This is a genomic window from Bradyrhizobium liaoningense, from assembly GCF_018130955.1.
Taxonomy (GTDB): Bacteria; Pseudomonadota; Alphaproteobacteria; order Rhizobiales; family Xanthobacteraceae; genus Bradyrhizobium; species Bradyrhizobium liaoningense_C.
Genome location: NZ_JAFCJM010000005.1, coordinates 139,459 through 153,611, shown reverse-complemented (window position 1 = coordinate 153,611; position 14,153 = coordinate 139,459). Strand labels below are relative to the sequence as shown.

The window sequence follows — 14,153 nt, the reverse complement described above, 5'->3', positions numbered from 1 at the left end:
CGAGGGAGTGTTCCATGAGTGGCGATTACAGCCGGCAAGCCTTCGACCCGCTGAAGAACTACAGCGCCGTGTGGCTGCAACAGGGGCGCCCGCTCACCGACCGGGACTGGAACGAGCAGAGCGCGGCCGTCAACCGGCGTGCGCAGGCCGGCACGCTCGATGCAAGCGGCCCGGTCCTGGTCTCGTCCGAGACGCCCGATGCGTTCAAGATCCTGCCGGGCCTGTCGATTGCCCGCGGCCGGATGTATGTCGACGGCCTGCTCGCCGACAATCACGGCACCGGCCTGCAGAAATGGGACACCGAGCTCGCCGAGCTCTTCGGCGTCGACGCCATTCCCTTCGACAAGCAGCCATATCTGCCCGGCGCCACGCTGCCACCCGTCACCGGCGGTCCCTACCTGATCTATCTCGACGTCTGGAATCGCGAGGTCAACCAGTTCGAGGATTCCAAGCTGGTCGAGATCGCGCTCGGGGTCGACACCACCACGCGGCTGCAAACGGTCTGGCAGGTCAAGTTTCTCGGGACCCCGGCCGGTACCACTTGCGCTACACCGGTGGACGAGATTACCGCCTGGGGCACGACGACGGCGCCATCAGCTGGACGGCTGACCACCGCGACCGCGCCGGTGCCCAATCTCGATCCGTGCCTGGTGCCGCCGGCGGGCGGCTACAAGGGCCTCGAGAACCAGCTCTACCGCGTCGAGGTGCATGCCCCGGGTCCACTCGGCACCGCGACGTTCAAATGGTCGCGCGACAACGCCTCCGTCGAGGCGCGGGTCACGCGCCTGATCGACCAGTTCAACATCGTCGTCGACAGCGTCGGCAAGGACAGCGTGCTGCGGTTTTCCGACGGTGACTGGATCGAGATCACCGACGACTTCCGCGAGCTGAATGGCCTCGCCGGCGAGCTCCACAAGATCAAGGTCGGCGGCGGCGTGGACGATGCGACGCGCAAGATCACGCTCGACAAGCAATTGACGGCCGGCTTCCTGGGCCCGGTGGACGGGCAGGGCAATCTCGACGCCACGCGCAACGCGCGCATCCGCCGCTGGGACCAGAAGGGCAAGATCCTGGCGCAGAACGGCAGCACGCAGACCGATCTCGACGCCGCCACCAGCACCGGCGCGATTCCGATCCCGACCGGCGGGCTCCAGCTCCGGCTGGAGGATGGCATCATCGTCTCGTTCTCGCTCGATCCGGCCGGCGGCAATTTTCACGTCGGCGACTACTGGGTGTTCGCGGCGCGCGCGGCGGATGCCTCGATCGAGATTCTCAACAACGCGCCGCCGCGCGGCATCCATCACCACTACACAAAGCTCGCGGTCTACACCCCGCCGTCCGGCCTGGAAGACTGCCGTCCGAAGAAGCCCGTCGACGAGGAGGCGTGCTGCTGCACGGTCGTGGTGTCGCCGGGCGAAGATATCCAGGCGGGGATCGATTCCTTGCCGGCAGCCGGCGGATGCGTGTGCCTGAAGACCGGTATTCACCCCCTTCGCAGCGGATTGCTGATCGCGCGCAGCAACGTCAAACTGGTCGGCGAGAGCCACGGTACGATCGTGCGCAGTGGCGTGTCGGGCACGGTTTTGACCATCGGCGGACCGGCCGCCGTGATCTCGGGCGTCGAAATCTCCATGGTCGCGTTCGAACAGCAGCCGGAAGGCAATGGCGCTCCTGTCGTCGCAGTAACGAATGTCCGCGCCAGCGCGATCCTCGATTGCGAGATGCGTTCGAAGGCCGGGCAGCTCGCGATCGGCATTCAATTGGCCAATGTCGCCGAATTCCGGATCGCCCGTTGCCGGATTGACGGCGTGACGACGGCGATCTTCGGGTCTGGCGTGCAGACCAACACCTTGTTCATCGATGACAATGTGATCGACATCGGGATCGAGGGAACGCCGCGGGTGCTGACCTCGGGCATCGTGCTCTCGGCCATCGGCGGCCCCTGCCGCATCGCCGGCAATTCGGTCGAGGGCGCCATCAGCGGCATCGCGGTCAACGGTCAGATCACCGACAACCCGCAGCCGAGCGCCAGCAACATTATCATCGCGCAGAACGTCATCGCCTGTCAGGCCGCGCCGGCACAGCCCGCGGGCGGCGCATCGGTATTCGGGATCGACCTTGCCGCACATTCCAGCATCGTGGCGCAGAACCTCGTCAAGATTCCGGTGGCGAGCAGCGCGCACGGCGGCATTCGCGTGACCGGCGACAATATCGACGTGGTCGACAATCAGGTTGCGTCCGACACGAAGCCGGAGAGCAGCAGCTTCTTCGGCATCATGATCGGCGACAGGGGCGCGTTGACCAACGATATCCGCGTCGCCGGCAATTATGTCGACGGCGGCCAGGCCGGGATTTTCGCCAATACGGTCACGACGCTCAGCATCGAGAGCAACATCGTTGAAACCGCCAGCGATGGAAAGAGCACGGGCATCGCCCTCGGATCGGTCAGGGACGGCTTGGTGAAAAGCAATCGCGTGACGGCGGGAGGGCTCGCAACCCTTTGCACGGCCGGCGGGCCAAACCGGCTGATGGGTAACTCGCTGTCCGACAGCGACACCGGCGTGGCGTTGCGGCGCGAAGTTGCGCCGGTCGTTACTCAGAACCGCATCGATGCCATGCGGTCTGCCGGCATTCAGTGCGGCGGCATCACCGGTCGCTGCGAGATCGTCCAGAACCGCATCACGTCCTGCGGTTTCAGAAGCACATCCGGTGCCGGCATTCAGATCACACAGGTTCAGGGTGATCTGCATATCGACGGCAACGAGATCATCGACACGGGTCTCTCGCCGGATCGTCAGACCGTCGCCCCTCTGGCGCTGGGAATAACGGGATCGCTGGTGCTGGAGGCCTGCATCTCGAACAACTATGTCGGCTACACGGATCCCGCGAGCCGCCCGGTCACTAACGAAGACCGGGCGCTGGTCATGTCGTGTCTGGAGGAAAGGCGCGATCAGTTCGGACCGGCCGGCTATCCGATCCAGATTCTCGGCAACAAGTTCGTCGGTCCGGGACGGAGCGCGTTGGTCGAGATACAGGAGCAGGGCACGGGCGACGTGCGCCCGCGTTTCGAGCGGGTGTTCTTCTCCAACAATTATTGCCTGCATAATCCGCCGTTGGGGGTCGACATCCCGCGCACCGCGGCCACCGTCAACCTGTTCGGCCGCGTTGCGACCGTGATGGGCAACCAGGTCAAGGCAATGCGAGCGACGCCGACCGGGGCGATCTTCCCGTCGTTCAATTTCAACAGCATGCCCGGCCCGTTCGTCGGCAACGTCATCTCGGGCGGCGTCACCCTGCATGCCGACTTCCCGGCGCCGCAAGCCAACTTCAACCTCACCGCCTGACGGCCGACAGGAGCACGCGATGGACCTCGAAGAGATGCTGAAGGAGCACCAGCGCTGGCTGGAGAAGGCGCACAAATCCCTGACCTCGGCCGGCGCGGCCGACCTCACGCAATCGCGCATCAATCAGCTCCATGCGGGGATAGCCGAGCTTGAACGGCAGAAGGAGCGGGAAGTGCAGCGCTACGACACGGCGATAGCCGCCTTGCAGCGCGAGCTTGCGACCGTTTCGGCGACGTCGCACGAGGGGGCGTCGAAGCCGGAGAAAAAGCCATCGAAGACCGCCAAGGCGAAGAAGGGCAAGAAGTGACGCACTGAAGTCTTGGCGACCGGTTGCGTCTCTTGTCTAGGTCATATCCGGCAGCCTTGTGTCTTTGTAGACACATCTGGAAACAAAAGACCGGTGGCTTGCAAAGCCTGGGGTTCCCGAGGCTTTGCCGGGTTCCACCGAGCGGCTATCGTCCCCGGACAATCAGGGGTTGGGGCATATAATGCAATGCAGGTGTCTGACGGCGCGCCAATGCGTTGATCGCAGCATCGCGCAATGCAGCTCTTCAAAATCCCGTCCTCCAACGCCGCGCCGATTGGCGCTCGTCATCGGACTTGCGCTTGCGGTCGTTCCAATCCACCTCGCCGGCGCCGCGGATTATTCCGCCGGCGGAGGCACCGCCAACGGGGGCGGGGGCAGCGCCACGGCGGTCGGCCAGAACGCCATGGCGACCGGCGGCTTTGCAGTGGCGCTTGGCGCCTTCTCCGCTGCGGATGGAGGGCACGCGATCGCTGTCGGCAGGGTAAGCAAGGCTGATGGGGATTTTGCGATCGCATATGGAGCCTTCTCCCACGCAGTCGGCGATCTAGCCGCAGCAGTGGGTGTGGGCGCTCTCGCAACGGGCAATAACGCTGTGGCGTACGGCAGCAGTGCGAGCGCCAGTGGTGACCAGGCCGTTGCAATCGGCGTCGTCAGTAACGCCAACGGCTTGAACGCGGTCGCGTTGGGCTCCAACGCCAGTGCGGCAGGCGCGACTGCGACCGCGCTAGGCGCAGGCGCCGGAGCGAACGGCAGTCAGGCCACTGCAGTCGGTTCGAGTGCTGCGGCTGGCGGTGTGAATGCCACGGCGATCGGCCAGAACGCGATCATCAATGGCGATAACGCAACGGCCCTCGGTCAGAATTCCTTCGTCTTCGGCGTCACCGCGACCGGGCTTGGCCAGAACAGCGTTGCCAGTGGCGCCACCGCGACCGCGGTCGGCCAGAGCGCCAATGCGGTCGGCACCGGCACCACCGCGCTCGGCCAGGGCAGCGGTGCCTTCTTCAACAATGCGACCGCGATTGGCCAGAACGCGAATGCGAACGCCGTCGGCGCCACTGCCGTCGGTCAGGGCAGTCTCGCAAGCGCCGTCAATGCGACCTCGATGGGTCTGTCGGCAAAAGCATCCGGCATCGGCGCAACCGCGCTCGGCGCCAATTCGCAGGCGACCGCCAATGGTGCGGTTGCGATCGGGCTCAGTTCAGCCGCCACCGGCGTCAATGCGATCGCGATCGGCAACGGCGCGGTTGCGACCGGTTCGGTCGCGATCGGCAATCTCGCCTCCGCCGCCAATGGCGGTGCGGCCTATGGCGACAACAGCGTGGCGACCGGCAGCAATTCGGCAGCACTCGGTCCCAACACGAACGCGACCTTCGCCAACTCCACCGCGATCGGCAACGGCGCGAGCACGAGCGCAGCCAACCAGGTGTCGATCGGCACGGCCTCGAACACCTACCGCATGCAAGGCCTCACCTCCGCGGCGAGCCTTTCGGCACAAAGCGGTGCGGTCGCGCTGGTCACGACCGATGCCGCCGGCAATCTCGCGACGACGAGCTTTTCGCCGACCGCGATCGGCTCGCTCCAGAACGACGTCACGGCGCTCCAGGGCAGCGTCAGCACGTTGCAGACCCAGATGCGGCAGGCCTTCGAAGGCACCGCGATGGCGATCGCGATGGGCGGCGGGGCGCTGCCGGCGGACAAGAGGTTCGCGATCTCCAGCAACTGGGGCACGTTCCGCGGCCAGAACGCGGCGAGCTTCGTGGCGCAGATGCGGGTCAGCGACAATGTCGTGCTCAATGGCGGCGTCGCGGCGGGTTTTGCGCAAGGCGGCGTCGGCGGCCGCGCCGGCGTGACGGTTGCGTGGTGATCATGCGTGCGTTCGCGTTATGGAGAGGGGAGGTCGGCGCGTTGCTGCTCGCCGGCCTGCTCGCCGCCACGCCCGCGCTGGCACAGCGTCCGGTGCAAGCACAGCAGGCGGCGCAGCCGCCCAAGCCCGCCAACATCGATCGCAACGGCGTCATCATCCTGGTGCGCTCGGCGCTGCTCGCGCTCGACCACGCCAACAAGACCGGCAACTACACCGTGCTGCGCGACCTCGGCGCGCCGGGCTTCCAGGTCAATAGTGCGGCGAAGCTTGGGGACATATTTGCAAAGCAGCGCAACGACAAGCTCGATCTCTCCGGCATCGCCGTGATCGAACCGCAATTGTCGCTCTTGCCGCAAATCGAATCCAACGGCCTGATGCACATGGCGGGGTTCTTTCCCTCGGTGCCGTCGCAGGTCAATTTCGAACTGATGTATGCTCCCGTCGACGGCCAGTGGCGGTTGTTCGGCATCTCCGTGTCGATCGGTCAGGCGGCTCCCGCGGCGCCCGAAGCGCCGGCCGCACCGCAAGCGGGTGCTGCGCCCCCAGCGGCTGCAAAGACGGCGGCACCGAAACAGGCGCCCAAGCAATAGGGGCGGGCGGCGAGCCGCGCCCCGAACGACGGGAAGGGGAAACATCGCATGCGCACCTTTCGGCCTCTGGCGATCTCGACGATAGCAGCCTGCCTCGTCCTGGCCGCGCAGTCCGCCATCGCCGCGACCGTGGTCGCGCTCGGCGCCAGCAACACCTACGGCAAGGGCGTCGGACGCGGCGAGGCTTATCCGGCGCAGTTGCAGCAGATCCTGCGGGCCAAGGGGCACAACGTCACCGTCGTCAATGCCGGCATCAACGGCAACACGACGGAACAGATGCTGGCGCGGTTCGACAGCGCTGTCCCGAAGGGCACCAGCGTGGTGATCCTGCAACCCGGAGGCAACGATCGGCGCAAAGGCAAGAGCGACACCAACGCGAACATCGCCGCGATCGAAAGCCGCGCAGCCGCGCGCGGCATCAGGGTCGTCATGATGTCGAATGGCATGCTGCACGGCCTGCCGCATCAAGCAGACGGCCAGCACCTCACCCCGGAAGGTTATCGCCTGCTCGCGCAGGCCATCGCGAGCCAGGTCGAGGGCGCGCTCGGGCGGTGAGGGCGCCGGTGCAAAATTGCTGAGTATTTTCCGAATCTTCTCGAGCTGTAACCGCTCGTTGCCGGTCCACGGCCGCTCTACTGTGCATGGGGTTGTTTTCGATGTTTTTGCCGGTAGGCGGCCCTTTCCCTAAAAATTTCTCTTTACAGAATTCGGATTTATGGTATTAATTTGCCGGACGCTGGCCGAGTGTCCGGAATTCCCGAGGAGCGGACATTCGATTGCTTCTCCGGTGTTGATGCGCTCTCTCGCTGGTTCAGCTCTTCGGGACCAAGAACCGGCGCCCCAGCTGCTTACCAAGAGCTTATTTTGCAGCGGCGCTTCGCACCCTGCCATGCGATACTGATCGCATCGACCCGGGAACCCCGATGCAAACTTCTCACCCAGCCTCCCTGCGCCGCGGCCTGATCGGCGCTGTGCTGCTTGCCGCGGTCACGGCAGTAGGCTGGCTCACCTACGTCCTCGCGCTCGATGGCGGCTTCGTCCGCATGCAGCGCGAGGCCAATGACCGCCTAACGCTGATCGCGAGCACCTTCGATGCGACCGTCGCGCGGTTCCGTTACCTGCCGGCGGTGCTGTCGCTCGCCGATCCGATCCGCACGCTCTATCGCGACCCACAGGACGCAGCCGCCATTGCCGCCGCCAACCATTACCTGCAATCGCTGAATCAAAAGGCGGGCGCGGCCGAGCTCTACGTGCTCGACGCCAACGGCCTTGCGCTTGCCGCCAGCAATTTCGACCAGGACTCCAGCTTCGTCGGACAAAACTACGCGTTCCGTCCCTACTTCCAGGACGCGCTGCGCGGCGGCGAGGGCCATTATTATGCCGTCGGTGCCACCACCGGACAGCCCGGCTATTTCCTCTCGCATCGGATCGAAGAGGCCGGCCGGACCATCGGCGTGGCCGTGGTGAAGATCGATCTCAGCCCGCTCGAATTGGATTGGGCGCGCGCCGGCGACCTCGTGGCGATGAAGGATGAGAACGGCGTGATCTTCCTGGCGAGCCGCGCCGACTGGAAATATCGCCCGCTGTCACCGATCCCGGCGAGCCGCATTGCCGAGCTCAATGCCGCGCGCCAGTTCGGCCAGGCGATCGACGCCGCGCCGGTGTTCGTGGTCGATGGCGACAGGTCGGGCGTCCAGGTCGGTCGCGCGCGCGGCCGCGACGATGTCGAGCCCGGCCAATACGCTCTTCAGGTCCGCGCCCTCGACCAGGGCTGGACGCTGTTGCTGTTCTCGGACGCGGCGGACGCGCGCCGCCATGCGGCCACCGTCGCCACCGCCGGCGTGCTCGCGCTGCTCGCCGCGCTACTGGTGGCCGTCGTCGCCGATCAGCGGCGGCAGGTGATCCGAGCAAAGCTCGACGCGCATGACGTGCTCGAGCAGCGCGTTGCCGAGCGCACCGAAGAGCTGCGCAAAACCCATGAAAGCCTGGTGCAGAGTGCAAAACTCGCGAGCCTCGGCCAGGCGCTGGCCGGCGTCGCGCACGAGATCAACCAGCCGCTCGCCGCGCTTAACACATACGTCGCGAGCAGCCGTGTCCTGCTTCGCCGCAACGAGGTCGAGCGCGCCACCAGCAATCTCGACGTCATGTCAGCGATCGCCGAGCGGATGATGGCGCTGATCGCGCATCTGCGCATGTTCGCGCGCAAGGAGACCGGCGCGCGCAGCGTGGTCGTGCTCGGTGCCGTGATCGACAACGCGATCCGCCTCCTGCAATACAAGATCGACAATGAGCGCATCGAGATCGTGCGCACCATGCCGGCCGAGCCGCTCCACAGTCTTGCCAATCCGGTCCGCCTGGAGCAGGTGGTCGTCAATCTGCTGTCGAATGCGATCGGCGCGATGCAGGGGTGCGAGCGACGCGTTCTCAAGGTCACGCTGGGTCGCCGCGACAGCCTGGCCGTGATCGAGATCGCCGACACCGGCGTCGGGATCGCGCCCGAACATCTGAAGTCGCTGTTCGACCCGTTCTTCACCACCAAGGAGATCGGCGAGGGGCTTGGCCTCGGGCTCTCGATTTCGTACGGAATCGTCAGGGAGCTCGGAGGAGAGATCTTGGTGGACAGCGTACCGGGCGGTGGCTCGACCTTCACGGTGGTCATTCCCGCGATCGACGGTAGCCCGGCCGCGACGCAAGCGGAACTGCAGGCATGAGCGGCGCGGTTCTCGTCGTCGACGACGAAGACATCGTCCGCGACTCCGTGCGGCAATGGCTGGAACTCGGCGGTTTTGCGGTGCGCACCGCCGCCGGTGCGGAGGAGGCGATGCGGCTCCTCAAGGAGAGCCCGCCCGACGTGGTGCTCAGCGATTTCCGCATGCCGCAGATTTCGGGGCTCGAGCTGATGCGCGAGGTTCACCGCGCCGACCCCGACATTCCCGTGGTGCTGCTGACCGCCCATGGCGACGTGCCCCTGGCGGTCGCCGCAATGCGCGAGGGCGCCTACGATTTCCTGCAAAAGCCCCATGATCCCGAGCAGCTCTCTCTGGTAATCGCGCGGGCCGTTGAGCGGCGGCGGCTGAAATTGCAACTCGGCGAGCTCGCTGGCAGGCTCGCGGCGAGTGGCGCGATCGAGAGCCGCCTGATCGGCCTGTCAAAACCGATGGCCGCGCTACGCGCCAGCGTGCTGGAGCTTGCCGGTCATGACCGCGACGTCATCGTCACCGGCGAAACTGGAACCGGCAAGGAGGTCGTGGCGCGTGCGCTCCACGATCTCGGGCCGCGCGCGAAATTCCCGTTCGTTGCGGTGAATTGCGCGGCGATCCCGGCCGAGCTGTTCGAGAGCGAACTGTTCGGCCACGAGGCCGGCGCCTTCACCGGCGCGCGGGGCAGCCGCATCGGCAAGTTCGAGCACGCCTCCGGCGGCACGCTGCTGCTCGACGAGATCGAAAGCATGCCGCTGCCGTTCCAGGCCAAGATCCTGCGGGCGCTGCAGGAACGCGCGATCGAGCGCGTCGGATCGAACAGGCTCGTGCCGATCGACGTGCGGGTCATCGCAGCCGCCAAGGGCGATCTCGCCGCCGAGAGCCGGGGCGGGCGCTTTCGTTCCGACCTCTATTTCCGCCTCGCCGCCGCCGAGCTGCAACTGCCTGCGCTGCGCGAGCGCGGCAACGACGTGCTGCTGCTGTTCGAGCATTATGCTGCGGCCGCAGCCAAGGGCGCGGGCCGAGCGCTATCGCCGCTCCGTCCCGACGATCTCGATGCGCTGCTCGCGCATGACTGGCCGGGCAATGTGCGCGAGTTGAAGAACGTCGCCGAGCGCTATGCGCTGGGGTTAGCTGCGACCGGCCGCAGCGTCGCGGAAATCCTGCGGCGCGGTGAGCCAGGCGCGCCGCGGCGCACGCTCGCCGACCGCGTCGCGGCCTATGAGCGGACGTTGATCGAGGCCGCCTTGCGCGAGCATGACTGGTCGATCGCCGACGTCACCGAGGAGCTCGGCGTTCCCCGCCGAACGCTGAACGAGAAGATGGCGAAATATTCGCTGGTCCGTCCGGGCCGCAAAGACGGTTGAGCGCAGCGGCCATCGGCGGAAATCCGCCGATTGCGCGATTTGCGTCGGCGGATTTCCGCCGACGGCCTGCCGCCGACCACGATCGTTCCCGGCGAAATCATCCAAAAACGCGGGCGAATTGCGCTGATTGAGCGCCGTGCGCCGCTGGCACGGTCGTTGCTGAAAGGGCGCGGAGACCATCTGGTCGTCCGGGACGACGTCACCTTGCGCATCAACAAGCAAGCCGGCCGTTTCCCGCAGGGAACACCAAGCCTTTGGAGGACGTCGTGAGTTCACAGGAAGCCTCGATCCAAAACCTTGCGCCAGCTGGCGCCGAGCCCCGCAGCGATCTTGCCGACATGAAACGCCGGTTGCGCGCGATCTTCGTGGGCTCCGTCGGCAATCTCGTCGAATGGTACGACTTCTACGCCTATGCGGCCTTCGCGCTTTACTTCGCCAAGGCATTCTTCCCCGACGGCGACGAGGTCGTGCAGCAGCTCAATGCGGCCCTGCTGTTTGCCGCCGGCTTTCTGGTGCGGCCGCTCGGCGGCTGGCTGTTCGGCCATCTCGCCGACAGCTACGGCCGGCGCAATGCGCTGATGCTGTCGGTGGTGATGATGTGCTTCGGCTCGCTGATCATCGCGCTGACGCCGACCTATGCGACGATCGGGATCGCCGCGCCGATCATCCTCGGCCTTGCGCGCATCCTGCAGGGCCTGAGCCTCGGCGGCGAATACGGCACCAGCGCCACCTATCTCACGGAAGTCGCCGACGAGAAGAACCGCGGCTTCTATTCCAGCTTCCAGTATGTGACGCTGATCGGCGGCCAGCTCTGTGCCATCCTCGTGCTGCTGCTGCTCCAGAAGGTGTTCTTGTCGACCGAGGAGATCCGCGCCTGGGGCTGGCGCGTGCCGTTCGCCTTCGGCGCCGTGCTCGCCGTCGTCGCCGCGTTGATGCGCAGCAATCTGCACGAGACCGACGCCTTCAAGAGCAGCCAGGCGGTGGCCAAGAAGTCGAGCTCGATCCGAGCGCTGATGAACTATCCGCGCGAGGTCTTGCTGGTGGTCGGGCTGACCATGGGCGGCACTGCGGCGTTCTACACCTACACCACCTATATGCAGAAGTTTCTCCGCCTCTCGGTGAAGCTCAACGACGACCAGACCACGATGGTGACGGCCGGCAGCCTCATCTTCGCGATGGCTCTCCAGCCGATCTACGGTGCGATCTCCGATCGCATCGGACGCAAATGGCTGCTGATCGGCTTCGGCGTGTCGGGAACGCTGTTCACCATCCCGCTGCTCACCAGCCTCCAGGCGGCGCATGACGCGTTCACCGCCTTCCTGCTGATCGCGGCGGCCTGGATGATCGTGTCGGGCTACACCGCGATCAACGCGGTGGTGAAGGCCGAGCTGTTTCCGACCAGCGTGCGGGCGACCGGCGTCGGCGTTCCCTATGCGCTCACCGTCTCGATCTTCGGCGGCACCGCGGAATCGATCGCGCTGTGGTTCAAGTCGATCGGGCACGAAAGCTGGTTCTACTACTATCTCACCGGCTGCATCGCGATCTCGCTCCTGGTCTATCTGACCATGCGCGATACCAAGAAGCTCTCGGCGATGGACCGGCACGAATAAGAGGGGCGACCGCGGCGCGGGTCTCACGTGCCTGCGCCCGGCTCCAGCGCTTCGCCCATCTCGAGCGCATGCGCCATCGCCTCGTGCAGCGCGTCGCGGTTGAGCTCGCCTTCGGAGAGGCTGATCACGACGCAGGCGACGCCGTTGCCGATCAGGTTGGTCAGCGCGCGGCACTCGCTCATGAATTTGTCGATGCCGACCAGGATCGCGATCGACTGGACCGGGATGTCGGGCACGATCGAGAGCGTGGCCGCCAGCGTGATGAAGCCGGCGCCGGTGACGCCCGAGGCTCCCTTCGAGGTGATCATGGCGATGCCCAGGATGCCGAGCTCGTGCCAGATCGTCAGATTGGTGTTGGTCGCCTGCGCCAGGAACAGCGTTGCCAGCGTCATGTAGATGTTGGTGCCGTCGAGGTTGAAGCTGTAGCCGGTCGGAATGACCAGGCCGACGACGGAGCGCGAGGCGCCGAGATGCTCCATTTTCTGGATCATTTGCGGCAGCACCGTCTCGGAAGATGAGGTGCCGAGCACGATCAAAAGCTCGTCCTTGATGTAGGCGATGAAGCGGATGATCGAGAAACCGGCCACGCGCGCGATCGCGCCGAGCACGATCAGCACGAACAGGATGCTGGTGAGATAGAAAGTGCCGATCAGGGCAGCGAGGTTGAGCAGCGAGCCGAGGCCGTAGGCGCCGACGGTGAAGGCCATCGCGCCGAATGCACCGATCGGGGCGACACGGACGATGATGCGGATGATGCCGAAGAACATTTTTGCGGCCTTGTCGATGGCCGCCGCGATCGGCTCGCCTGCCTTGCCGAGGAAGGCGATGGAAAAACCCGACAGGATGGAGATGAGGAGCACCTGGAGCAGGTCGCCGCGCGCGATCGCGCCAAGATAGCTGTCGGGGATGATCGCCATCAGATGCGAGACGATGCCTTCTTCCTTGGCTTTGGTGACGTAGGTGGCGACGGACTTCGGGTCGATCGTCGCGGGGTCGATGTTGAAGCCGTGCCCGGGCTGCAGCACCTCGCCGACCAGCAGGCCGACCGCGAGCGCCACCGTCGAGACCGTCTCGAAATAGATCAGCGCCTTCAGCCCGACGCGGCCGACGCGCTTGAGATCGCCCATCGAGGAGATGCCGTGCACCACCGTGCAGAAGATCACCGGCGCGATCATCATCTTGATTAGTGCGATAAAGCCGTCGCCGAGCGGCTTCAGCTCCTTGCCGAGGTCGGGATAGAAGAAGCCGACGAGAATGCCGAGTGCGATCGCGATCAGGACCTGGACGTAGAGGATGCGATACCAGGGCTGGTGACGGTGAGCGGCGGCCGGCCGGAACGCTTCTGTCGTCATGGGCTCTCCCCGATGGAGTTTTGAAACCATCATGGAGTGGCGCTGTTGCGGCCGACAATCACAATTTCGTCGACGTGGGATATCCGCTATGCGAGCGCCCGGATCTCCGCCTCGATGGCGTGAGCGGCTTCCATCAACATCTCGGCCACCTCTCGCTCGCGGCGCGGCTCGAGCCGCAGACTGACGGCGGAGACCGTAATGGCCGCGGCGGGGCGCGCATCATGAGCCTTGATCCACATCGATACCGATCTGGTTCCCTGCACGAGCCCGGTTTCGCGCAGATTGTAGCCCCTGCGCCGCGCGGCGGCGATCTGGGCGAGCACCGCCGGTCCGTCGGTGCGGTAGGCCGCAAATCGCGGCTCGTTGGCGGCAACGATGCGCCGCGCTTCCTGGGCGGGCAGCGCCGCGAGGATGGCAACGCCGGCACTGCTGACGCCGAGCGGCCGGCGCGCGCCGACCTCGATCGACAGCACCTGGATCGGATAGGTGCCGATCCTGCGATCCACGCAAAGCGTGTCGTTCCCGGTCCGCACGGTCAGAAACAGCGTGTCGCCGATCGCGGCGGAGGTCCGTTGCAGGACGGGATCGGCCGCCATCAGCAATGGCGAGCGCCGCGGGCGGGCCAGCGCCAGCTCGGGCACCTGATTGCCGATCGCGTAGCGTCCGCTCCTGCCGTGACGTTCGACGATCCCTTCCTCGATCAGCACGTGAATGATCCGATGTACGGTCGGTCGCGTGAGCCCGGTCGCCTGCACGACCTCGGCGAGCGGCACGCCGGCCTCGCGGCCAGCAGCAAGAATGCGCAGCACCGCGAGCGCGCGCCGGATCGCCTGCGCGCCCGGCCGCGGTTCCGTTTCGTCCGCCGCCGATCCTGTCCGTGTCTTGTCCATAATGTGGACAAGATCGGCACAATTCCATCGACAGGTAAAGGGGACGATTGAAGAATTGCGCCGGATCGAGGGGCCGCAAGCCGTCGCGATCGGCACCAACGAGAACAGGGCGGGGCAGGAATCCGCCGCA

General features: G+C 65.7%; 11 protein-coding genes. 9 read left to right on the top strand and 2 right to left on the bottom strand.

Annotated features, from left to right (window positions below; all coding sequences use genetic code 11):
• Positions 1-14 precede the first annotated feature (14 nt).
• The 9 genes from JQ632_RS06185 (at position 15) to JQ632_RS06145 (ending at position 11,781) form a co-directional block, all read left to right on the top strand.
• Positions 15-3,344 (top strand): DUF6519 domain-containing protein, encoded by a 3,330-nt coding sequence (locus JQ632_RS06185; protein ID WP_212401398.1) that lies wholly within the window; start codon positions 15-17, stop codon positions 3,342-3,344.
• A gap of 19 nt (positions 3,345-3,363) precedes the next feature.
• The gene (locus JQ632_RS06180; RefSeq protein WP_212401397.1) at positions 3,364-3,651 is read left to right on the top strand and encodes a hypothetical protein; all 288 of its coding nucleotides are present in this window, start codon (positions 3,364-3,366) and stop codon (positions 3,649-3,651) included.
• Positions 3,652-3,925: 274 nt separating this feature from the next.
• Positions 3,926-5,515, top strand: coding sequence for a YadA-like family protein (locus JQ632_RS06175; protein ID WP_212401396.1), 1,590 nt, complete (start codon positions 3,926-3,928; stop codon positions 5,513-5,515).
• 2 nt (positions 5,516-5,517) lie between these two features.
• A complete protein-coding gene (locus JQ632_RS06170) occupies positions 5,518-6,105 on the top strand; it encodes a hypothetical protein (RefSeq protein ID WP_212401395.1) in 588 nt (195 codons plus the stop codon).
• A gap of 48 nt (positions 6,106-6,153) precedes the next feature.
• On the top strand, positions 6,154-6,660 hold the full coding sequence (locus JQ632_RS06165) for a GDSL-type esterase/lipase family protein (protein WP_212401394.1): 507 nt from the start codon (positions 6,154-6,156) through the stop codon (positions 6,658-6,660).
• A gap of 368 nt (positions 6,661-7,028) precedes the next feature.
• The gene (locus JQ632_RS06160; RefSeq protein ID WP_212401393.1) at positions 7,029-8,816 is read left to right on the top strand and encodes an ATP-binding protein; all 1,788 of its coding nucleotides are present in this window, start codon (positions 7,029-7,031) and stop codon (positions 8,814-8,816) included.
• Positions 8,813-10,171, top strand: a complete 1,359-nt coding sequence (locus tag JQ632_RS06155; protein ID WP_212401392.1) for a sigma-54 dependent transcriptional regulator — start codon at positions 8,813-8,815, stop codon at positions 10,169-10,171. The genes JQ632_RS06160 and JQ632_RS06155 overlap by 4 nt, the downstream gene beginning before the upstream one ends.
• 30 nt (positions 10,172-10,201) lie before the next feature.
• On the top strand, positions 10,202-10,441 hold the full coding sequence (locus JQ632_RS06150) for a hypothetical protein (protein WP_212401391.1): 240 nt from the start codon (positions 10,202-10,204) through the stop codon (positions 10,439-10,441).
• A gap of 68 nt (positions 10,442-10,509) precedes the next feature.
• A complete protein-coding gene (locus JQ632_RS06145; RefSeq protein WP_212401483.1) occupies positions 10,510-11,781 on the top strand; it encodes an MFS transporter in 1,272 nt (423 codons plus the stop codon).
• A 23-nt stretch (positions 11,782-11,804) separates the two neighbouring features.
• On the opposite strand, the gene JQ632_RS06140 is transcribed toward JQ632_RS06145, so the two are convergent.
• Both JQ632_RS06140 and JQ632_RS06135 read right to left on the bottom strand, forming a co-directional pair.
• Positions 11,805-13,133, bottom strand: a complete 1,329-nt coding sequence (locus JQ632_RS06140; protein ID WP_212401390.1) for a dicarboxylate/amino acid:cation symporter — start codon at positions 13,131-13,133, stop codon at positions 11,805-11,807.
• 86 nt (positions 13,134-13,219) lie between these two features.
• A complete protein-coding gene (locus JQ632_RS06135) occupies positions 13,220-14,023 on the bottom strand; it encodes an IclR family transcriptional regulator (protein ID WP_212401389.1) in 804 nt (267 codons plus the stop codon).
• Positions 14,024-14,153 lie beyond the last annotated feature (130 nt).